General features: G+C 61.9%; 18 protein-coding genes. 16 read left to right on the forward strand and 2 right to left on the reverse strand.

Annotated elements, in window-relative coordinates; all coding sequences use genetic code 11:
- The first annotated feature begins 182 nt into the window (after positions 1-182).
- Both K3819_RS15450 and K3819_RS15455 read left to right on the forward strand, forming a co-directional pair.
- Positions 183-1,838, forward strand: coding sequence for an intermembrane transport protein PqiB (locus K3819_RS15450; RefSeq protein WP_074690527.1), 1,656 nt, complete (start codon positions 183-185; stop codon positions 1,836-1,838).
- A gap of 16 nt (positions 1,839-1,854) precedes the next feature.
- The gene (locus K3819_RS15455; RefSeq protein WP_221397388.1) at positions 1,855-2,406 is read left to right on the forward strand and encodes a membrane integrity-associated transporter subunit PqiC; all 552 of its coding nucleotides are present in this window, start codon (positions 1,855-1,857) and stop codon (positions 2,404-2,406) included.
- 14 nt (positions 2,407-2,420) lie between these two features.
- Here K3819_RS15455 and xerC read toward each other — a convergent pair whose 3' ends face one another.
- Entirely contained in the window at positions 2,421-3,266 is an 846-nt protein-coding gene (gene xerC, locus K3819_RS15460) for a tyrosine recombinase XerC (RefSeq protein WP_260329070.1), read from the reverse strand.
- Positions 3,267-3,713: 447 nt separating this feature from the next.
- On the opposite strand from xerC, the gene arnB reads away from it, so the two are divergent.
- The 10 genes from arnB to K3819_RS15510 are packed head-to-tail and all read left to right on the forward strand — an operon-like array spanning position 3,714 to position 14,672.
- Positions 3,714-4,862, forward strand: a complete 1,149-nt coding sequence (gene arnB / locus K3819_RS15465; RefSeq protein WP_221397389.1) for a UDP-4-amino-4-deoxy-L-arabinose aminotransferase — start codon at positions 3,714-3,716, stop codon at positions 4,860-4,862.
- Complete coding sequence (gene arnC, locus K3819_RS15470; protein ID WP_221397390.1) at positions 4,859-5,881, forward strand: undecaprenyl-phosphate 4-deoxy-4-formamido-L-arabinose transferase; 1,023 nt, start codon at positions 4,859-4,861, stop codon at positions 5,879-5,881. Before arnB ends, arnC begins: the two co-directional genes overlap by 4 nt.
- On the forward strand, positions 5,878-7,869 hold the full coding sequence (gene arnA / locus K3819_RS15475) for a bifunctional UDP-4-amino-4-deoxy-L-arabinose formyltransferase/UDP-glucuronic acid oxidase ArnA (protein WP_221397391.1): 1,992 nt from the start codon (positions 5,878-5,880) through the stop codon (positions 7,867-7,869). The genes arnC and arnA overlap by 4 nt, the downstream gene beginning before the upstream one ends.
- Complete coding sequence (gene arnD, locus K3819_RS15480) at positions 7,869-8,753, forward strand: 4-deoxy-4-formamido-L-arabinose-phosphoundecaprenol deformylase (RefSeq protein WP_221397392.1); 885 nt, start codon at positions 7,869-7,871, stop codon at positions 8,751-8,753. Before arnA ends, arnD begins: the two co-directional genes overlap by 1 nt.
- Positions 8,750-10,399 (forward strand): lipid IV(A) 4-amino-4-deoxy-L-arabinosyltransferase, encoded by a 1,650-nt coding sequence (gene arnT, locus K3819_RS15485; RefSeq protein ID WP_221397393.1) that lies wholly within the window; start codon positions 8,750-8,752, stop codon positions 10,397-10,399. Before arnD ends, arnT begins: the two co-directional genes overlap by 4 nt.
- Entirely contained in the window at positions 10,396-10,740 is a 345-nt protein-coding gene (arnE, locus tag K3819_RS15490) for a 4-amino-4-deoxy-L-arabinose-phosphoundecaprenol flippase subunit ArnE (RefSeq protein ID WP_221397394.1), read from the forward strand. The genes arnT and arnE overlap by 4 nt, the downstream gene beginning before the upstream one ends.
- Positions 10,737-11,141, forward strand: coding sequence for a 4-amino-4-deoxy-L-arabinose-phosphoundecaprenol flippase subunit ArnF (gene arnF, locus K3819_RS15495; RefSeq protein ID WP_221397395.1), 405 nt, complete (start codon positions 10,737-10,739; stop codon positions 11,139-11,141). Before arnE ends, arnF begins: the two co-directional genes overlap by 4 nt.
- Positions 11,138-12,517, forward strand: coding sequence for a UDP-glucose/GDP-mannose dehydrogenase family protein (locus K3819_RS15500; RefSeq protein WP_064596803.1), 1,380 nt, complete (start codon positions 11,138-11,140; stop codon positions 12,515-12,517). Before arnF ends, K3819_RS15500 begins: the two co-directional genes overlap by 4 nt.
- Positions 12,514-14,109 (forward strand): glycosyltransferase family 39 protein, encoded by a 1,596-nt coding sequence (locus K3819_RS15505; protein WP_221397396.1) that lies wholly within the window; start codon positions 12,514-12,516, stop codon positions 14,107-14,109. The genes K3819_RS15500 and K3819_RS15505 overlap by 4 nt, the downstream gene beginning before the upstream one ends.
- 35 nt (positions 14,110-14,144) lie before the next feature.
- Entirely contained in the window at positions 14,145-14,672 is a 528-nt protein-coding gene (locus K3819_RS15510; protein WP_221397397.1) for a GNAT family N-acetyltransferase, read from the forward strand.
- Here K3819_RS15510 and K3819_RS15515 read toward each other — a convergent pair.
- Complete coding sequence (locus K3819_RS15515) at positions 14,656-15,621, reverse strand: LysR family transcriptional regulator (RefSeq protein ID WP_221397398.1); 966 nt, start codon at positions 15,619-15,621, stop codon at positions 14,656-14,658. The genes K3819_RS15510 and K3819_RS15515 overlap by 17 nt on opposite strands.
- Positions 15,622-15,932: 311 nt before the next feature.
- On the opposite strand from K3819_RS15515, the gene argH reads away from it, so the two are divergent.
- The 4 genes from argH (at position 15,933) to K3819_RS15535 (ending at position 20,028) form a co-directional block, all read left to right on the forward strand.
- A complete protein-coding gene (gene argH / locus K3819_RS15520) occupies positions 15,933-17,360 on the forward strand; it encodes an argininosuccinate lyase (protein ID WP_221397399.1) in 1,428 nt (475 codons plus the stop codon).
- Positions 17,361-17,510: 150 nt separating this feature from the next.
- Positions 17,511-18,389, forward strand: a complete 879-nt coding sequence (locus tag K3819_RS15525; protein WP_011334265.1) for an amino acid ABC transporter permease — start codon at positions 17,511-17,513, stop codon at positions 18,387-18,389.
- Between the two features lie 10 nt (positions 18,390-18,399).
- The gene (locus K3819_RS15530; protein WP_039768627.1) at positions 18,400-19,164 is read left to right on the forward strand and encodes an amino acid ABC transporter ATP-binding protein; all 765 of its coding nucleotides are present in this window, start codon (positions 18,400-18,402) and stop codon (positions 19,162-19,164) included.
- Between the two features lie 39 nt (positions 19,165-19,203).
- Positions 19,204-20,028 carry an ABC transporter substrate-binding protein gene (locus K3819_RS15535; RefSeq protein ID WP_074690517.1) on the forward strand — a complete coding sequence of 275 codons (825 nt, stop codon included), beginning with the start codon at positions 19,204-19,206 and terminating at the stop codon, positions 20,026-20,028.
- The last annotated feature ends 80 nt before the right edge of the window (positions 20,029-20,108 follow it).

The raw sequence follows: 20,108 nt of genomic DNA on the forward strand, positions 1-20,108 counted from the left end.
CTGTCAGCGTCGATCCTCGACATTTGCATCGAATACTTACCTGACCATTGAAAAGTTATTAGCACAACGCTCCAGCTAGCGCGAACTCACCTTACATTTGCTCTATCGCGAAGCACTTCTATATTGATGAAGTGCTTTTGCGTTCCTGACGCTCAGTGCCCAACACACCCTGGAGGTCATGGATGGAGTCGTCAGCCGCCGATCAACCGCGAGCGCCCGGCCAGGCGCCGGTCAAGACCCGCCGTTTCAGCATTTCGCTGGTGTGGATCGTGCCGATCGTCGCGGTGCTGGTGGGCCTCTCGCTGGTGGTGCACAACCTGATGCAGGAAGGCCCCACCATCACCGTCACCTTCAAGACCGGCAGCGGCCTGACCGCCAACAAGACCGAAGTCAAATACCGCAACGTGGTGATCGGCCAGGTCACGGACGTCGAGCTGAGCGACGACCAGAAAAGCGTCAACGCCACCATCAAACTGGCCAAGCAGGCCGAAACATTTACCCGCGAAGACTCGCAGTTCTGGGTCGTCCGGCCGCGCATCGGTGCGGGCGGTGTCTCGGGCATCGATACGTTGCTGTCCGGTGACTACATCGGCGCTGATATCGGTCAGTCCAACTCGCGCTCGAAAAACTTCAAAGGCCTGGAGAATCCACCGCCGATCACCTACGGCGAGCCGGGTAAACGCTTCAACCTGCACGCCTCGGACCTCGGCTCGCTGGACATCGGCTCGCCGGTCTATTACCGCAAGATCCCGGTCGGCCAGGTGGTGGCCTATGCGCTGGACGCCGATGGCAAAGGGGTCAACATCGAGGTGTTCATCCATGCGCCGAACGACGCCTACGTCACCGAAAACACCCGGTTCTGGAACGCCAGCGGGATTGACGTCAACGTCGGCGCCAACGGTTTTGCGGTGAAAACCGAATCGTTGTCGACCTTGCTGGTGGGCGGCATCGCCTTCCGCGCGCCGGAGTACAGCCCCAACGACGTTGCCGCCGCCGAAGAAAGAACTTACGACCTGTTCGACGACCAGCAAACCGCCCTCGCCCCGCCCAACGGCAAGGCGCAATACCTGACCCTGCGTTTCGATCAGGCCCTGCGCGGGTTGAAAGTCGGCGCACCGGTGGAGTTTCTCGGCATCGAAATCGGCCGGGTGGTGAGCGTCAACCTGGACTTCGACGCGAAAAAACGCAGCTTTCCGCTCAACGTCGGCATCGTGATCTACCCGCAACGCCTCGGTCAGGCTCACGTAAAGATGCTCAAGGTACTGGAGCACAATCCGGACGACGAAGCCGCCGCCGTGCGCCTGATCGGCACCTTTATCGATAACGGTCTGCGCGCCCAGGCCCGCAGCGGCAACCTGCTGACCGGCCAGTTGTACATCGCGCTGGATTTCTTCCCCAAAGCCGAAAAAGTCGCGTTCGACCCGACCGCCCGCCCCATCAGCGTTCCGACCGTCCCCGGCAGCCTCGAACAGTTGCAGGAAAAACTCGAAGCGATGATCGACAAGCTCAACAAACTGCCGGTGGAACGGATTGCCGGCAACCTCGACAGCAACCTCGTGGAATTGCGCAAAGGCCTGACCCAGTTCAATGCCAGGACCCTGCCCGGCGTGCAGAACACCCTCGCCGACCTGAGCAAGACCCTGCAGTCGGCCAGCTCGACCCTGGCCGAAGATTCGCCGCAACGCGAACAACTGACCGAGACCCTCGACGAGCTTGGGCGCATGTCGCGTTCGTTGCGTGAACTGTCCGATTACCTGGGCCGTCATCCGGAATCGTTGATTCGCGGCCGCCCCGACAACGCCCCGCCGCTGGACCTCAAAGGGCCGCCGCGCAATTGAGCACAGGAGCTGTCCCATGGCTTTAAAGCTGAAGTTCACCGTGCTCGCCATCGGCCTGCTGCTAGGCGCCTGCAAAAGCGCCCCGATCAGCTTTCACACCCTGACGCCGACGCAACCGATGGCCGGCCGCGCCGGTTCAGAAATCACCATCGAAGGCATCAGCGTGCCGCCGCAGGTCGACCGGCCGCAAATCGTGATCCGTCAAGGCAACAGCGGCCTGGCGATTCTCGAGACCGAATGGTGGGGCGCCAGCCTCAGCGATGAATTGCGCAGTGCGCTGGTGGATCAACTGAGCAATGCCGGCGGCCCGCGCAAAACCTCGGTGCGCATCGATGTGCAACGCTTCGATTCGATTCCCGGGCAATACGGGCTGATCGACGTCAAATGGCGCCTGCGCCAGGCCAACACCGGTGACGACGCCCTGCTCGCCTGCCGCTCGCTGCTGCAAACCCCGTCCGGGCCGACCATCGACGATCTGGTGATCGCCCAGCAGAACAACGTCAAACGTCTGGCCGCGTTGATCAGCCAGGCGTCTGCCGGCTCACGCGGCTGCCCGCCCGCCTCCTGAGCGAAACGCACTGCCTACAAGTCGAAACGATCCACCGCGCGGCGCCGCTCGTTGTCGTCGCGCACGTCGTAGTTGGCGGTTGTCTGGATATTGCTGTGATGCGCCAGTTTCTGGGCGATCGACAGGTCATGCTCCTCGATCACCCGTGTTATGAACGAACGGCGGAAATCATGGGGCATGATCTTCACCCCGACCTGGGTGCCGCGCTGGCGGGCGATGTAATAGATCGCGTGCTTGGTGATGCGCTCGCGGGTGATGTGGCTGCCACGGCGAATACGGTTGAACAGAAACGCGTCGTCGCTTTCGCCTTCCTTGAGCTCTGACCGGCGAAATTCCAGCCAGGCATTCAATTTGGCGAACGCCCAGGCCGGCGCGTATTTGATCAGCTGTTTATTGCCCTTGGCGGTGACACACAGGCTGCGCTCGCTGAAATCCACCTGATTCAAGTCCAGATCCACCGACTCCGACTTGCGCATGCCGGTGCCGTACAACAGCGCAATCACCGCTGCATCGCGCAAACCTTGTGGCCTTGGGTCGGCCGCGCAGACTTCCATCAGTTCATGAATCAGCGTGCGCTTCAGATTGCGCCCCTGAGACAGTCGTGTGCCGCCAATGCCTTTGACCGAGCGCATCTTCAATAGATGGTCCTGGCTGATCAGGCTCATGCGCCAGGCTTCATTCATTACACCGCGAATGGCGTTTACATACAGCGAAGAAGTGTTCGGTGCGTAGTTGTCCGCGCGCAATGCTGCGACTAGCGCAACGACGTCATCCGGTTGCAGCCCGTGCCATGGGATGTCCTCAAGGTTCACGTCTTCGAACCCGAGGCGGTCGGCAGCGTCCTGCAACACGTAACGCATGGTCAGTTGGCTGGAGGGCGCCAGGCGCGCCAGATAAACAGTCAGCGGATTGCTGTTGGAGGGTGAGGATTCAGTACTCGACAAGTCAATCAAACGAAACGGCCTTGAATAAGAAACAGTTCAACAAAACAACTAAAAACGGCAACAAAACTTAAATAAGACGGGGCACTTCTGTAGGACTTTTCTACTAAAAACGCCGATGAACGGAAGAAGTCTGAACGGTGGCTGTATAAGTTTCAGATAGACGATTCGCCAACCGCTTTTTCATGTTCCTTTCACAAAAACGCGCATAACCTTACTTGCATCCAGTGGGCCCCGAATGGCTCACAACGTGCCGTCCGGGGACGCAAAAGTCAATCAGGCATTCCCCGGGCGGTACTTCAAACCCTTGAAAACACGTGTTTTTCAGGCAATTGGCTGAAGGATGGCTGTCGCCCCGAGGTTCTTATGAGTCAAGCGTTTCTCCCGTTTTCCCGCCCCAGTATCGGCGAAGAAGAAATTGCCGCCGTCGAACAAGTATTGCGTTCGGGCTGGATCACCACCGGGCCGAAGAATCAGGCATTGGAAGAACACTTCGGCAACTATGTCGGTAGTCGGCACGCCGTGGCACTTTCCTCAGCCACCGGGGCCATGCATGTAACTTTGCTGGCGCTGGGAGTCGGCCCCGGCGATGAAGTCATCACCCCGTCGCAGACCTGGGTGTCCACCGCCAACATGATTTCCCTGCTCGGCGCCACGCCGGTGTTCGTCGATGTCGACCGCGACACCCTGATGACCGACGCCGCGCGCATCGAGGCCGCCATCACCCCGCGCACCAAAGCGATCATTCCCGTGCATTACGCCGGCGCCGCGTTCGATCTCGATCCGCTCTACGCCCTGGCCGACAAACACGGCATCGCCGTGATCGAGGACGCCGCCCACGCCGCCGGTACCCGCTACAAGGGCCGCCACGTGGGTTCGCAAGGCACCGCGATCTTCTCGTTCCACGCGATCAAGAACATGACCTGCGCCGAAGGCGCGATGTTCGTCACCGATGATGAAGCTTTGGCCAACCGCGTGCGCATGCTCAAGTTTCATGGTCTGGGCGTCGATGCGTACGACCGCCTGACCCATGGCCGCAAACCCCAGGCCCAGGTGATCGAGCCCGGATTCAAATACAACCTGGCCGACATCAACGCCGCGATTGCCCTGGTGCAGTTGGAGCGTCTGGACGCGATCAACGCCCGTCGCACCGAACTGGCCACGCAATACCTGCAAAAACTCGAAGGCCTGCCGGTGCAACCGCTGGCGGTGCCGCAATACGCCCAGCAGCACGCCTGGCACCTGTTCATCCTGCGTATCGACAGCGAGCGGTGCGGCATGGACCGCGAAGCCTTCATGAAGGGTTTGCAGGATCAGGGCATCGGCACCGGCATCCACTTCATCGCCACCCACCTGCACACCTGGTATCGCCAGCGTGATCCGCACCTGTCCCTGCCCGACACCGAGTGGAACTCGGCGCGGCTGTGCTCGATTCCCTTGTTTCCCGACATGACCGACCAGGATCTGGACCGGGTCGTCGGAGCCATTGAACACCTGATGGGGAAACGCCCGTGAGACCTTATCCGATTCATTGCGTGTCGATCGTCATCCCGGTCTACAACGAAGAAGACAGCCTGCCGGAACTGCTGCGCCGTACCCAGGCCGCCTGCCAGCAACTGCATCATGATTACGAAATCGTGCTGGTCGACGACGGCAGCCGCGACGCCTCCGCGCAATTGCTCGAAGAGGCGGCCTCGGTCGTGGACAGCCCGTTCGTGGCAGTCATCCTCAACCGCAACTACGGTCAGCACGCGGCAATCATGGCCGGTTTCGAGCAGTGCAAGGGCGACGTGGTGATCACCCTCGACGCCGACCTGCAGAACCCGCCGGAAGAAATCCCGCGCCTGGTGGCCGAGGCTGAAAAAGGCTTTGATGTGGTCGGCACCGTGCGCGGCAACCGTCAGGATTCGGCGCTGCGCCGTTATCCGTCGAAACTCATCAACCTCGCGGTGCAGCGCTCCACCGGCGTCGCCATGAGCGACTACGGCTGCATGTTGCGCGCCTACCGCCGCACGATCATCGACGCGATGCTGGCCTGCCGCGAACGCAGCACGTTCATTCCGATCCTCGCCAACAGCTTCGCCCGCCACACCACCGAAATCGTGGTGGCCCACGCCGAGCGCGAGCACGGTGATTCGAAGTACAGCCCGATGCGTTTGATCAACCTGATGTTCGACCTGATCACCTGCATGACCACCACGCCGTTGCGCCTGCTGAGCATCGTCGGCTTTGCCATGGCCGGGCTCGGCGTGCTGTTCGCGGCGGCGCTGATCTTCATGCGCCTGGCCTTTGGTGCCGGATGGGCCGGCGACGGCCTGTTCGTGCTGTTCGCCGTGCTGTTCGTGTTCACCGGCGGCCAGTTCATCGGCATGGGCCTGCTCGGCGAATACCTGGGCCGGATGTACAGCGATGTGCGTGCCCGCCCGCGTTTCTTCATCGAAAAGGTCCTGCGCGGGCACCCCGCCACGCCGGCCCCTGCCATCACCGTTGACGGCCTCACTTCCAACTCCACGTCCGATCAGGTTCTCTCATGAGCGCAAAAACCGTTGTCTTCGCTTACCACGATATTGGCTGCGCCGGCATTCAAGCCCTGCTCGACAGTGGCTATGACATTGCGGCGGTATTTACCCATGCCGATGACCCGAAGGAGAACACCTTCTACGCCTCTGTTGCGCAACTGTGCGCCAACAAAGGCATCGCGGTTCACGCACCGGAAGACGCCAACCATCCGCTGTGGATCGAGCGGATCGCCAAGCTCGACCCGGATTACATCTTCTCGTTCTACTACCGCAATCTGCTGAGCGAGCCATTGCTGGCGCTGGCCAAAAAAGGCGCGTTCAACCTGCACGGTTCATTGCTGCCGCGCTACCGTGGCCGCGCTCCGGCCAACTGGGTGCTGGTCAACGGCGAAACCGAGACCGGCGTCACCCTGCACCGCATGGTCAAGCGCGCCGACGCCGGCGCGATCCTCGCCCAACAGCGTGTGGCCATCGAACGCAGCGACACCGCGCTGAGCCTGCACGGCAAACTGCGGATCACCGCCAGCGACCTGCTGCGCGATGCACTGCCGGCGATGTTGCACGGCAAACTGCGAGAAACTCCGCAGGACGAATCCCAGGCCACGGTATTCGGCCGTCGCACCCCGGCGGACGGCAAACTGGTCTGGGCGCAATCGGCCGAAAAACTGTTCAACCTGGTGCGGGCCGTGACTCAGCCTTACCCCGGCGCCTTCTGCGCTGTGGGCGAGCACAAACTGATCGTGTGGAGCGCCGACGTGGTCAAGGGCAACGAAGGCCAGGCACCGGGCCGCGTCATCAGCGTCGATCCGCTGCGCATCGCCTGCGGTGAAGACTCGCTGGTGATCAACGCCGGCCAGCGCAACGACAACGGCCTGTACCTGAGCGGCCCGCAACTGGCCAATGAGCTGGGTCTGGTGGACGGCTCGCTGCTGCGCGGTGCCGAATCCGGCCGTGGCCCGCGCCGTACACGGGTGCTGATCCTTGGCGTCAACGGCTTCATCGGCAACCATTTGTCCGAGCGCCTGCTGCGTGACGAGCGCTATGAAGTCTATGGCCTGGACATCGGCTCCGACGCCATCGACCGCCTGCGCAGCCATCCGCGTTTTCACTTCGTCGAAGGCGACATCAGCATTCACTCGGAGTGGATCGAGTACCACATCAAGAAATGCGACGTGGTGCTGCCGCTGGTGGCCATCGCCACGCCGATCGAATACACGCGCAACCCGCTGCGGGTGTTTGAACTCGACTTCGAAGAAAACCTGAAACTGGTGCGCTACTGCGTCAAGTACAACAAGCGCGTGATTTTCCCGTCGACCTCGGAAGTCTATGGCATGTGCCAGGACAAGCACTTCGACGAGGACCGCTCGAACCTGATCGTCGGCCCGATCAATAAACAGCGCTGGATCTACTCGGTGTCCAAGCAACTGCTGGACCGGGTGATCTGGGCCTACGGCGCCAAGGGCCTGAACTTCACCCTGTTCCGCCCCTTCAACTGGATGGGCCCACGGCTGGATCGCCTCGATTCGGCGCGCATCGGCAGTTCCCGGGCCATCACCCAGTTGATCCTCAATCTGGTGGAAGGCACGCCGATCCGCCTGTTCGACGGCGGCGAGCAGAAACGCTGCTTCACCGACATCGCCGACGGCGTCGAGGCGCTGGCGCGGATCATCGATAACGACAACGACGTCTGCAACGGCCAGATCATCAACATCGGCAACCCGGACAATGAGGCCAGCATCCGCCAGTTGGGCGAAGAACTGCTGCGCCAGTTCGAGGCTCACCCGCTGCGCAGCAACTTCCCGCCGTTCGCCGGTTTCCGTGACGTGGAAAGCAAGGCGTTCTACGGCGCCGGTTACCAGGACGTCGAGCACCGCAAACCGAGCATCGCCAACGCCAGGCGGCTGCTGGACTGGACGCCGACCGTGGAAATGCGCGAGACCATCGGCAACACGCTGGATTTCTTCCTGCGTGAGGCCATGGCCGAAATCGAGAGCAAGCGTTAATGCAGGCCGGTTTGCGCATCGACGTCGACACCTTTCGCGGCACCCGCGAAGGCGTGCCGCGCTTGCTGGAGATCCTCGATGAAGCGCAGATCAAGGCGACATTTTTCTTCAGTGTCGGCCCGGACAACATGGGCCGGCACCTGTGGCGCCTGATCCGTCCGCAGTTCCTGTGGAAGATGCTGCGCTCCAACGCCGCCGGCCTGTACGGCTGGGACATCCTGCTGGCCGGCACCGCCTGGCCGGGCAAGCCGATCGGCCGCGACCTCGGGCACCTGATGCGTCAGGCCCGGGCCGCCGGCCACGAAGTCGGCCTGCACGCCTGGGACCACCATGGCTGGCAGGCCAATGCCGGGCGCTGGAGCGATGCGCAACTGGTCGAGCAGATCCGTCAGGGCGTCGACACTTTGGGCGACATCCTTGGCGAAAAGGTCACGTGCTCGGCCGCCGCCGGTTGGCGCGCGGACGAGCGTGTGATCGAAGCCAAGCAGGCCTTCGGCTTTCGCTACAACAGCGATTGCCGTGGGCAGCGGGTGTTCCGTCCGTTGCTGGCCGATGGCTCGGTCGGTGCGCCGCAGATTCCGGTGGACCTGCCGACCTTCGATGAGGTGGTCGGGCCGAGCGTGACAGCGAAGGATTTCAACGCCTTCATCCTCGACCGGTTCCGCCCTGAAAACCTCAACGTCTACACCATTCACGCCGAAGTAGAAGGGATTCTGATGGCCGAAGACTTTCGTCGACTGCTGGCCGACGCACGCCAGCGACATATCAACTTTCAGCCCTTGGGCGATTTGCTGCCCGAGTTTCTCAACACCTTGCCCGTTGGCCGCGTGCACCGCGGAGCCCTCGAAGGCCGTGAAGGCTGGCTGGGAGTGCAAGGCGCATGAGCAAACGCTGGGCATTGCCGCTGTTGCTTGGGATTTTCCTGCTGGCCTATCTGTTGCCGTTGGGCAGCCACGGTTTGTGGATTCCCGATGAAACCCGTTATGCGCAAATCAGCCAGGAAATGCTGCTGAGCGGCAACTGGGTATCGCCGCATTTCATGAACCTGCGTTACTTCGAAAAACCGGCAGCCGGTTACTGGATGATCGCCCTCGGGCAGGCCGTGTTCGGGCAGAACCTGTTCGGCGTGCGGTTTGCCTCGGCCCTGAGCACCGGGCTGAGCGTGCTGCTGTGTTTTCTCATCGCCCGCCGTTTGTGGAATGACCCGCGCAAAAGCTTCGTCTGCGCTCTGCTCTACATGAGTTTCGTCATCGTCGCCGGCCAGGCCGGTTACGCCAACCTCGATCCGCAATTCACCTTCTGGGTCAACCTGAGTCTGGTGGCGCTGTGGTTTGCCCTCGACAGCCGTTCCAATGGTCAGCGGATCGCCGGCTGGGCGGTGCTGGGTCTGGCCTGCGGCATGGGCTTCATGACCAAGGGGTTTCTCGCCTGGCTGTTGCCGGTGCTGATCGCGTTGCCGTGGATGCTCTGGCAAAAGCGCTGGAAGGAATTGCTGTTGTACGGTCCGGTGGCCATCGCGGTGGCGATCATCGTCAGCCTGCCGTGGGTGCTGGCGGTGCACGGTCAGGAACCGGATTACTGGCGGTTCTTCTTCTGGCATGAGCACATTCGTCGGTTTGCCGGTGACGACGCCCAGCATGACGCGCCGTGGTGGTTCTATCTGCCGCTGCTGGTGGCCTTCAGTCTGCCGTGGGTCGGGATGCTGCCGGTGGCGCTGAAGCAGGCGTGGCAGACCCGCCGCGACACCGGCATCGCGTTTCTCGGCCTGTGGCTGCTGATGCCGCTGCTGTTCTTCAGCCTGAGCAACGGCAAGCTGCCGACCTACATCCTGCCGTGCCTGCTGCCGCTGGCGTTGCTGCTGGGCCACGCGCTGGCCGATCGCTTGCGTCTGGAGCACGGCCGGGCGCTGGGTCTCAATGGCCTGCTGAACCTGTTGCTGGGACTGGTCACGCTGGTCGGGCTGGTTTACGTGCAGCTCAAGCGCCCGCTGTACGACCACGAATTGCACAGTCTGGTGTTGGTGTTCATTGCCCTGACCGGCTGGATCATCAGCAACCTGCTGCAAGCCTTCCGCCCATTGCAATGCTGGGCGGCGCCGGCAGTGGGCAGCCTGCTGCTGATCGCATTGCTGCCGGCGGCACTGCCCAAATCGGTGGTCGCCAACAAGATGCCTGACCAGTTCGTCCTCGCCCACCAGACGGAACTGGCGACCACTACGCACCTGTTGAGCAACGACCTGGGCGCCGCGTCGGCCCTGTCCTGGCGCCTCAAACGCCCGCAGGTGGCGCTGTACAACACGATAGGCGAATTGAAATATGGCCTTGCCTATCCTGACGGCATTCACCAACGGGTCGACCCCGATCAGGTGCAACAGTGGATGCGCGAAGCCCGCAGGACCGGTGCGGTCGGCGTGGTGATGCGGGTCAAGGGGCAAGACGAACTGGACGAACTCGACAGATTGCCCAAGGACGGCGTTCGTTATGAGCAAGGCAACCTCGTGATCATGATTCTTCCGCAGGAGGCGTCATGAGCCTGTGGCTGCTGCTGCTCGCCTGCCTGCTGACCTGCCTGGGCCAGGTCGCGCAGAAATTCGCCGTCGAGCGCTGGCGCGGCGCGAGCCTGTCGTGGTCGCGCAAAGTGCGCTCGCCGTGGCTGTGGCTGGCGCTGTTTGCCCTCGGTGCCGGTCTGCTGGTGTGGCTGCTGGTGTTGCAGCGCCTGCCGGTCAGCATCGCCTACCCGATGCTCAGCCTCAATTTCGTGATCATCACCCTGATCGCCCGCTTCGCATTCAAGGAGCCCGTAGACGTTCAGCACTGGTTCGGCGTGTTGCTGGTGATTGGTGGCGTGGCGCTGTTGGGGCAACAGTCATGAACCCGCGTCGTGGAATCGTCTTCGCCCTGGCCAGTGTGCTGCTGGTCAGCGTGGCGCAATTGAGCATGCGCTGGAGCGTGACGCGCCTGCCCCGGCCGGATCAGTGGCTGTCCGTGCCCAGCGTCGATTCAACCGCGCTGGCCGTGGTGCTGGCGGCGATCTTCGCCTACGCACTGTCGATGCTCTGCTGGCTCGCCGCCTTGCGCGATCTGCCGCTGGGCCGGGCCTATTCGCTGCTGAGCATCAGCTATGCGCTGGTGTACCTGCTGGCGGCCAGCCTGCCGCTGTTCAACGAATCCTTCAGTTTCTCTAAATCACTGGGTGTGGCGCTGGTCATGCTCGGGGTCATCACCATCAACACTCGTCCGGCCCGTGCGCCCGAATTGAGGAGTTCGCCATGAAAATCACAGTGTTTGGTAGCGGTTATGTCGGCCTGGTGCAGGCCGCCGTGCTGGCCGAGGTCGGCCATGACGTGGTGTGCATGGACATCGATGAGAAAAAAGTCGAGCTGCTGCGCCAGGGTCACGTCAGCATCTTTGAGCCGGGGCTGGCCAGTCTGGTCCGCGAAGGCCTGGACGCCGGGCGCCTGCAATTCACCTGCGATGAAAAACTCGCGGTGCAGCACGGCAAGGTCGCGTTCATTGCCGTTGGCACCCCGTCGAAAGAAGACGGTTCGGCCGACCTGCGTTACGTGCTGTCGGTGGGTGACGCGGTGGCCCGGCACCGTGAACAGCCACTGATTCTGGTGGAGAAATCCACCGTACCCGTCGGCACCGGCGACACCCTGCGCACGCACTTGGACAAAGCCTTGGTCAAGGCCGGACGTCTGTTGCAGTTCGATATCGTCTCCAACCCGGAATTTCTCAAGGAAGGCTCAGCCGTCGCCGATTGCCGCCGTCCAGACCGGATCGTCATCGGCTGCGAACGCGAAGAAGTACGCGACGTAATGCGCGACCTGTACTCGCCGTTCAACCGCAACCACGACCGCATCATGTTCATGGACCTGCGCAGCGCCGAGCTGACCAAGTACGCCGCCAACTGCATGCTGGCGACCAAGATCAGCTTCATCAACCAGATCGCCGAACTGGCCGAACACCTGGGCGCGGACATCGAGTCGGTGCGCCAGGGCATCGGCGCCGACAGCCGTATCGGCTATCACTTCATCTACCCCGGTTGCGGCTACGGCGGTTCGTGCTTCCCGAAAGACATGCGCGCACTGATCCACAGCGCCGAAGAGGCGCACTGCTCCAGCGACCTGCTGCAAGCGGTGGAAGCAATCAACCAGCGGCAAAAACACAAACTGTTCGAGCGCATCAACGCGTTCTACAAGGGCGAACTGCGCGGCAAGACCTTCGCCGTCTGGGGCCTGGCCTTCAAACCGAACACCGACGACATGCGCGACGCGCCGAGCCGGGTCCTGCTCGAATCGCTGTGGGCCGCCGGCGCCAATGTGCGCGCGTTCGATCCGGAAGCGATGCAGGAAACCCAGCATCTGTACCCGGACGAATCAAAACTGATGCTGATGGGCACCCCGGAATCGGTACTCGCCGGTTCCGATGCGCTGATCATCTGCACCGAATGGCAGCAGTTCAAGGCGCCGGATTTCGACCTGATCCAACAACGTCTCAAGGCCCCGGTGATCTTCGACGGACGCAACCTGTACGACGCCGAACGCCTGGCCCGCAACGGCTTCCATTACTTCCCGATGGGCCGTGGCGAATCGCGCTCCCTGCCGATTCCTTTGCAGCAGTGGCCGCACGCCTCGGACGTGGCTTGATCGCGCTGTCTCCCGTCCGGCGCCGGCAGTCCCTGATCGCAGGGCTGCTGGCGTTTCTGCTGTTCATCGCCGGCGTGTACGGGCAGGCGCCCATCGGTTTTGACTCGCGCTTCGTGTTGTTCGCCCAGGAAATGCTGCGGCACGGGCCCAGTGTATTTCCCACCACTTACGGTGAGCCGTACGCCGATTATTCAGCGCTGTCGACGCTGTTCATCTGGCTGTTGTCGTTGCCGTTCGGGGCGGTCAACAGCCTGACGGCGTGGCTGCCGAGCGCTGTCGCCGGCGCGGTGATCGTGACGTTGATGTATCGCTTGCTCGCGCCCTCATCCGTGCGTTGGGCGGTGGTCAGCATCGCGCTGTTGATGCTCACCAGCACCTTCATCACCGAGACCCGCGCGGTGTCGCAGGACCTGATGCTCGCCGCCGTGGCGTTTTCGGTGTTCTACCTCGGCTATGCCCCCGACCATTTCGCTGCCGGTCGACGCTGGCCGCTGGTGTTCGTTCTGTTGCTGCTGGGGTTCGGTATTCGCGGGCCGATCGGGCTGGTGGTGCCGACCGGCATGCTCTGCAGTTACTACCTGCTGGATCGCCAATGGTCACGCTTGTTGACCTTCGGCGTGCTGGCGTCGCTGCTGCTGGCGGCTTGTGTGGGGCTGTTGTTGTGGCTGGCGGAGGTCAGCGGCGGGCCGGCGTTTCGGCAGGACGTGATCCGCATGCAGTTCATGGGGCGCATGGACGGCAGCGAAGGCGTCAGCGGTTCGCTGTATTACTTCACCAGCTCCCTGGGCAACTACGCGCTGGCGTATCCGCTGGCACTGCTCGCGCTGGCGGCGGCGTGGCTGAGCAAACCCCGGCAACGCGGCCCGGCCTTGCGACTGGTGCAGTATTGCGCCGCTGCCGGGTTGATCGTGATGGTCGGGCTGTCGATTCCCCAAGCGAAAAAGGCCCGTTACCTGCTGCCGATGTTGCCCATGGCGGCGATCATTGCGGCGTATCCGTTTCAGGTGCTGCACGGCCGGGTGTTTGCCTGGCTGCGCGTCGGCATGCAGGGATTGTGGTTGTTGATTCCCGCATTGTTGATCGTCTTGTTGTGGGTGGCGAAGCGGCGGTTTCCCGAGTCGTTGACCGATCTGACGCTGGTAATGATCGTGCTGGGATTGCTGCAACTGGCCGCTTTGTCACGGTTGTGGCGACCGCGCTGGCGAACCGAAGTCCTCGCGTTCAGCGCTGTGCTGGCGGTCTGGTCGGCCTACGTTCTGGTGTTCGAGCCGGTGGAACGGCTGCTCTACGACACGCGAACCTTCAGCCAGGCTGCGCTTGCGCGAATCCACGCGCAACCCGCGCCGCTGGTGTTGCACGGCATGGGCAAGGACGCCAAGGCCATCAAGTTCATGGTCAACGTCGATCAGGATCTGCAACCGCAGTTCAGCGAAACCACGCAAGCGCTCGAAGCACTCAAGGGGCCGGCATGGTTGATGATGGATCGCAGCGACTATCGAGCGCTGCAAGGCACGCCGCTCGGGGCGTTGCAGCCTGCGTTGAGCGGCCGTTTCGATAAAAACGATTATGTGTTGCTGTGGCTGGCGCCTTAACCTGCGCGACGTGATTTCCACAGGGACCGCGACTGATGACCTTTACCGTGCGACAGGCCCTTGCAGCTGATGCCATCGCCCTCCCCGCCATCGAGCGTTCGGCCGCCGCGCTGTTTCGCCTCGACTCTTCACTGGCCTGGCTGGCGGATGCCGCTGTGCCGCAGGCTTCGGCGCATTTGCCGGCCATTGAACGGGGTGAACTGTGGGTGGCGGAAAACAACGACGGGCAACTTGCAGGTTTTTTAAGGGCGGTGACGGTCGAACATCAGTTACACATTGAGGAACTGTCCGTCAGCCAACACTTTCAGGGCAGGGGCGTCGGTCGCAAGTTGCTGTTGGCGGCGATTGAACAGGCGCGTCTGTGGCAACTTCGGGCGGTGACGCTGACGACCTTTCGCGATCTGCCGTGGAATGCGCCGTTCTATCAACGCATGGGTTTTGCGCTATTGAACGCCGAAGACAGCGATGCGCGTCTGAACCACGTATTGCGCGATGAAATCGCTCACGGTTTGCCCGGCGAGCGACGTTGCGCCATGCGTCTGATCCTCACGCCGTCGCCTTGAGATCAACCCCCAGCGCCTGGGCGAACGCCTTGACCAACGGACTGCGCACGGTGTTGTGGCGCAGGATCAAATTGAACGGCGTGACGAAGTGGATCAGTTCCGGGCACACCGCGCGAAACTGCCCGGCGGCCACCAGCGTGGCGGCGTAGTGTTGCGGTAGAAAGCCCACGAAACGCCCGGTCTTGATCAACAATGCCACTGCTTCGACCTGGGTCGCCGAGGCGGAAAAGCTGTCGTAGCGGGCGAAGTTGAGCTTGTCGCGATGGATTGCGTAGCGGTGGTTGATGCACTCGTAATCCTGCAGCACGTTGCCGCCCATCTGCTCCGCCGGCATCTCGAACAACGGATGACCGACGGCGCAGTAAGCCTGCGAGCGTTCTTCATAGAGCGGGTAATAATCGAACTCTTCGCGCTTTTGATAAACCGGGACTATTCCGGCAACTAAGCGCCCCTCTACCACGCCTCTTTCCACTTCATCCAACTGGGTCGCCTGAAGTTGAAACCTTACTTTCGGCGAATGTTCATTTATCTTTCTAAGCGCGGCAACTAACGGTGAATTATCGTCGCTAATTGTATTGTCGACCACTCCCACTCCAAGGTCGCCGATAAGTTCGTTCTGCGCGGAGCTAAGCCGGTCACGAAAGTTGTCGACCGAAGCAAACAGATCAATCGACGCCTGATACACCAGACGCCCTTCTTCGGTCAGGTGAAACCCCTCGCGGCCACGGGTGCACAGGCGCATGCCGATGCGGATTTCCAGGTCGGAGATCTGTTTGCTGATCGCGGCCAGGCCCACATTCAGCTCGTTTTGCGCCGCGCTGAAGCCGCCGGCCTCGACCACCGCCTTGAACACCTTGAGCAGTTTGAAATCCAGTCCGCTGAGGGCCAAAGGTGCCCGGTGAGCGGTTTTGACCGGTGGGTTTCCGGAATTGGAAAGTGGGGTTTCCATAATGCTGATTTACCTCTGGCGCAATGTTCAACAATCTGTGTCCAACAACAAAAACATCGCCGGCTAATAATAATGATCACAGAAAACCAGCCTTGGCAACCGCCAGAAAATCCCGAACATCAGTGCCAACTCACTGATCGCCAAACATTAAAAGCTGACACTTCGATCAGCTCTTGTCTCTTGCAACTGCCCTCTTGAAAACTGCTTTGGCCTGATTCTGTCTGCCGCTTCTGTCCACTAATTGGCCGGCACGATTTTTCAGGGCCCAGCACACCGATTTCAGTTCGCGTTACCGACGAGGAAAACAACAAATGTCTCAAACCACCGACCGTCTCTGGGGTGCCCGTTTCAAAAGCGGCCCGTCCGCAGCCCTGGCGGCCCTGTCCCGTTGCCCTGAGCGCTATTTCCGCCTGACGCCGTACGATCTGGCCGGCTCCAAGGCCCACGCCGGGGAACTGCAACGTGCCGGCCTGCTCGACGAGCAGGAAACCCGCACGATGATCGAAGCCCTGGACGGCATCGGTGCCGATTTTGCTGCCGGGCGCATCGCCCCGACCCTGGACGACGAAGACGTTCACACCTTTATCGAGCGCCTGCTGACCGAACGCCTCGGCGCGCTGGGCGGCAAGCTGCGCGCCGGCCGTTCGCGCAACGACCAGACTGCCAACGACCTGCGCCTGTTTCTGCGGGATCACGTCCGCACCCTGGCCGTGGAAGTGCTGGCCCTGCAAACGGCGCTGGTCGATCAGGCCGAGCAGCACGTCGAGAGCATCTGCCCCGGTTTCACCCACTTACAGCAAGCGCAACCGATCGTGTTCGCCCATCACCTGCTGGCCCACGCGCAATCGATGTTGCGTGACGTGCAACGCCTGGTGGATTGGGACGCGCGCACCTCGCTGTCTCCGCTCGGTGCCGCAGCCATGGCCGGTTCCGCGATCGCTCGCCAGCCGCAGCAGTCGGCCAAGGAAATGGGCTACGCCGGGGTCTGCGAAAACTCCATCGACGCCGTGGCCAGCCGCGATCACGTCGCCGAGTTCCTGTTCATCGCCAGCATGCTCGGGATCAACATCTCGCGTCTGGCCGAAGAGTTCTGCCTGTGGTCGTCGCGCCAGTTCCGTTGGGTAGATCTGGACGACGCCTACGCCACCGGCAGCTCGATCATGCCGCAGAAGAAAAACCCCGACATCGCCGAACTGGCCCGGGGCAAGGCTGGCCGTCTGATCGGCAACCTGACCGGCCTGCTGTCGACGCTCAAATCTCTGCCGCTGTCCTACAACCGCGACTTGAGCGAAGACAAGAACGGCGTGCTCGACAGCGTCGACACCCTGCTGCTGGTGCTGCCGGCCATGGCCGGGATGGTCGCGACCATGACCGTCAACGTCGAGGAACTGCGGCGTCAGGCACCGCTGGGTTTCACCCTGGCTACCGAAGTCGCCGACTGGCTGGCGGTGCGCGGCGTGCCGTTCAAGGAAGCCCACGAAATCACCGGCGCGCTGGTGCAGGCCTGCGAGAAACACGGCATCGAACTGTGGGAAGCCTCGCCGGCGCTGCTGGCCGAGATCGACCCGCGCCTCACGGCAGACGTGCGTGACAGCCTGACCCTGGAAGCCGCCATCGCAGCCCGCAGCGGCTGGGGCGGTACCGCACCGCAACAGGTGCGCGAGCAGATCGGCCGCCTGAAAACCGCCCTCGCCGCGCAGCGGCAGTGGACCGAAAACTACCAGGGCTTCCGCCTCTAACGGCCAATACGCAAACCCTGTAGGAGCGAGCCTGCTCGCGATGGCGATGGATCAGCCAGCAGAGATGTCGAGAGTGCTACCGCAATCGCGAGCAGGCTCGCTCCCACAGTGGAATGCGGTGGATTTGAAAGTACAGTTCGGAGAAACACCATGAGCCAGACTCAGGCAGAACGACTCCAGGCGGAGCGCAAACTGGCGGAAAACCAGTTCGACATTACCCAGTACCAGCACGTGCCACGGCGTTATTACGGGCGGATCTTCTTCGCCACCGTGATCGTCATCGCGATCATCGGTCTGGTGCGGGCCTTCGCCGAAGGCAAGATCGAATGGTCGTACATCGGCCAGTTCCTCACCTCCGAAGCGATCATGTGGGGCCTGTTCAACACGATCATCATGGCCGTGCTGGCCATGGCGCTGGGCATCGTGTTCGGCGTGATCACCGCGATCATGCGCATGTCGGCCAACCCGATCCTGCGCTACGTGGCCGTGACCTACACCTGGCTGTTTCGCGGCACGCCGCTGATCCTGCAACTGCTGTTGTGGTTCAACCTGGCGCTGATCTTCCCCACCATCGGCATCCCCGGCCTGTTCGAACTCGACACCGTGAGCCTGATGACCCCGTTCGTGGCCGCCCTGCTCGGCTTGAGCATCAACCAGGGCGCCTACACCGCTGAAGTGGTGCGCGCCGGCCTGCTGTCGGTGGACACCGGCCAGTACGAAGCAGCCAAATCGATCGGCATGCCGCGCCTGCAGGCGCTGCGCCGGATCATCCTGCCGCAGGCCATGCGGATCATCATTCCGCCGGTCGGTAACGAGTTCATCGGCATGGTGAAAATGACCTCGCTGGCGAGCGTCATCCAGTACTCGGAACTGCTCTACAACGCCCAGAACATTTACTACGCCAACGCCCGGGTCATGGAGCTGCTGATCGTCGCCGGTATCTGGTACCTGGCCACCGTCACCGTCCTGTCCTTTGGTCAAAGCCGTCTGGAGCGTCGTTTCGCTCGCGGCGCCGGCAAGCGTTCTTGAGGAGTCGAACATGAGAAACATCGTCAAGGCCGTGAGCCTGAACAAATATTACGACCAGTACCACGCGCTCAAGGACATCAACATCGAGGTCGAGCAAGGCGAAGTGCTGTGCATCATCGGCCCGTCCGGCTCGGGCAAGAGCACCCTGCTGCGCTGCGTCAACCAGTTGGAAAAGATCGACAAGGGCGGCCTGTGGGTCGACGGCGAACTGGTCGGCTACCGCGTGGTCGGGCACAAGCTGCACGAACTCAACGAGTCGCAGATCGCCCGCCAGCGCCTGGCCACCGGCATGGTGTTCCAGCGCTTCAACCTGTTCCCGCACATGACCGTGCTGCAAAACATCATCGAAGGCCCGTGTCAGGTGCTCAAGCGTTCGCCCAAGGAGGCGCACGAAGAAGCTCTGGAACTGCTGGCCCGGGTCGGCCTGGCCGACAAACGCAACAGCTACCCGATCGAGTTGTCGGGCGGTCAGCAGCAACGGGTGGCGATTGCCCGCGCGCTGGCCATGCGACCCAAGCTTATGCTGTTCGATGAACCCACTTCGGCACTCGACCCGGAACTGGTCGGTGAGGTGCTGTCGGTGATGCGCGATCTGGCGCAGACCGGCATGACCATGATCGTCGTCACCCATGAACTGGGCTTCGCCCGGGAGGTTTCCAACCGCATGGTGTTCATGGACGGCGGGCAGATCGTGGAGGCTGGAAGCCCCGAAGAAATACTAATAAGTCCGCAAAACCCGCGCACCCAAAGCTTCATTTCTGCCGTTCGAACCTGAGGCCCCTTTGGCCTTCACAACACTCATAAGAGAACGTCCATGAAGAACTTCGTCATTCCAGCAGTACTCACCTCCCTCATGTCTTGCGGTGTCGCCGTGGCCGCCGAGTTGCCGGCCAGCATCAAGGAAAAAGGCGAGATCGTCGTCGCGATCATGCCCAACTATCCGCCGATGGATTTCAAGGACCCGGCCACCAACAAGCTCACCGGCCTTGACTACGACCTGGGCAACGCCCTGGCCGAACGCCTCGGGGTGAAGATCAAGTGGCAGGAAACCGGCTTCGAGCAAATGATCAACGCCCTGACCACCGACCGCGTGGACATGGTCCTGTCGGGCATGACCGACACCGCCGAGCGCCAGGCCAGCGTGACCTTCGTCGACTACTTCACCAGCGGCCCGCAGTTCTACACCTTGCAGAAGAACGCAGCGACCAACGAGATCATCGACCTGTGCGGCAAGAAAGTCGGCACCAGCCGCCGCACGACGTTCCCGGCGGAAATCGCCGAGTGGAGCAAGGCCAACTGTGAAGCCGCCGGGAAACCAGCGATCAACGTGATCGGCACCGAAGGCTCGGCCGACGCCCGCGCCCAACTGCGCCAGAGCCGTATCGACGCGGCGATGCAGGGCAGCGAAACCCTGTCGTACCTCAAGACCCAGGAAAAGGACATGTACAAGACGGTCGGCCAGCCGATCTCCGTGCAGTTCACCGGGCTGGGGGTGAGCAAGAAAAAGCCTGAGCTGAGTGAAGCGGTGAAGGTGGCGTTGCAAAGCATGGTGGATGACGGCAGCTATAACGCGATCCTGAAGAAGTGGGATCTGGAACTGGGTGCGATCAAGGATGTGACCATCAACGCCGGTAAGTAACTGGTTCCTCTGTGGGAGCGGGCTTGCCCGCGATGGCGCTCGATCAGTCGACATCAATGTTGAATGTACCGGCCTCATCG

Origin of the sequence: Pseudomonas sp. 3-2 (genome assembly GCF_019710535.1) — a bacterium.
Classification (GTDB): domain Bacteria; phylum Pseudomonadota; class Gammaproteobacteria; order Pseudomonadales; family Pseudomonadaceae; genus Aquipseudomonas; species Aquipseudomonas pharyngis.

Coding starts and splice junctions, on each gene's coding strand:
- K3819_RS15450 (WP_074690527.1), top strand. CDS start 183: ATGGAGTCGTCAGCCGCCGATCAACCGCGAGCGCCCGGCCAGGCGCCG.
- K3819_RS15455 (WP_221397388.1), top strand. CDS start 1,855: ATGGCTTTAAAGCTGAAGTTCACCGTGCTCGCCATCGGCCTGCTGCTA.
- xerC (WP_260329070.1), bottom strand. CDS start 3,266: ATGCGTTACGTGTTGCAGGACGCTGCCGACCGCCTCGGGTTCGAAGAC.
- arnB (WP_221397389.1), top strand. CDS start 3,714: ATGAGTCAAGCGTTTCTCCCGTTTTCCCGCCCCAGTATCGGCGAAGAA.
- arnA (WP_221397391.1), top strand. CDS start 5,878: ATGAGCGCAAAAACCGTTGTCTTCGCTTACCACGATATTGGCTGCGCC.
- arnD (WP_221397392.1), top strand. CDS start 7,869: ATGCAGGCCGGTTTGCGCATCGACGTCGACACCTTTCGCGGCACCCGC.
- arnT (WP_221397393.1), top strand. CDS start 8,750: ATGAGCAAACGCTGGGCATTGCCGCTGTTGCTTGGGATTTTCCTGCTG.
- arnE (WP_221397394.1), top strand. CDS start 10,396: ATGAGCCTGTGGCTGCTGCTGCTCGCCTGCCTGCTGACCTGCCTGGGC.
- arnF (WP_221397395.1), top strand. CDS start 10,737: ATGAACCCGCGTCGTGGAATCGTCTTCGCCCTGGCCAGTGTGCTGCTG.
- K3819_RS15500 (WP_064596803.1), top strand. CDS start 11,138: ATGAAAATCACAGTGTTTGGTAGCGGTTATGTCGGCCTGGTGCAGGCC.
- K3819_RS15510 (WP_221397397.1), top strand. CDS start 14,145: ATGACCTTTACCGTGCGACAGGCCCTTGCAGCTGATGCCATCGCCCTC.
- K3819_RS15515 (WP_221397398.1), bottom strand. CDS start 15,621: ATGGAAACCCCACTTTCCAATTCCGGAAACCCACCGGTCAAAACCGCT.
- argH (WP_221397399.1), top strand. CDS start 15,933: ATGTCTCAAACCACCGACCGTCTCTGGGGTGCCCGTTTCAAAAGCGGC.
- K3819_RS15525 (WP_011334265.1), top strand. CDS start 17,511: ATGAGCCAGACTCAGGCAGAACGACTCCAGGCGGAGCGCAAACTGGCG.
- K3819_RS15530 (WP_039768627.1), top strand. CDS start 18,400: ATGAGAAACATCGTCAAGGCCGTGAGCCTGAACAAATATTACGACCAG.
- K3819_RS15535 (WP_074690517.1), top strand. CDS start 19,204: ATGAAGAACTTCGTCATTCCAGCAGTACTCACCTCCCTCATGTCTTGC.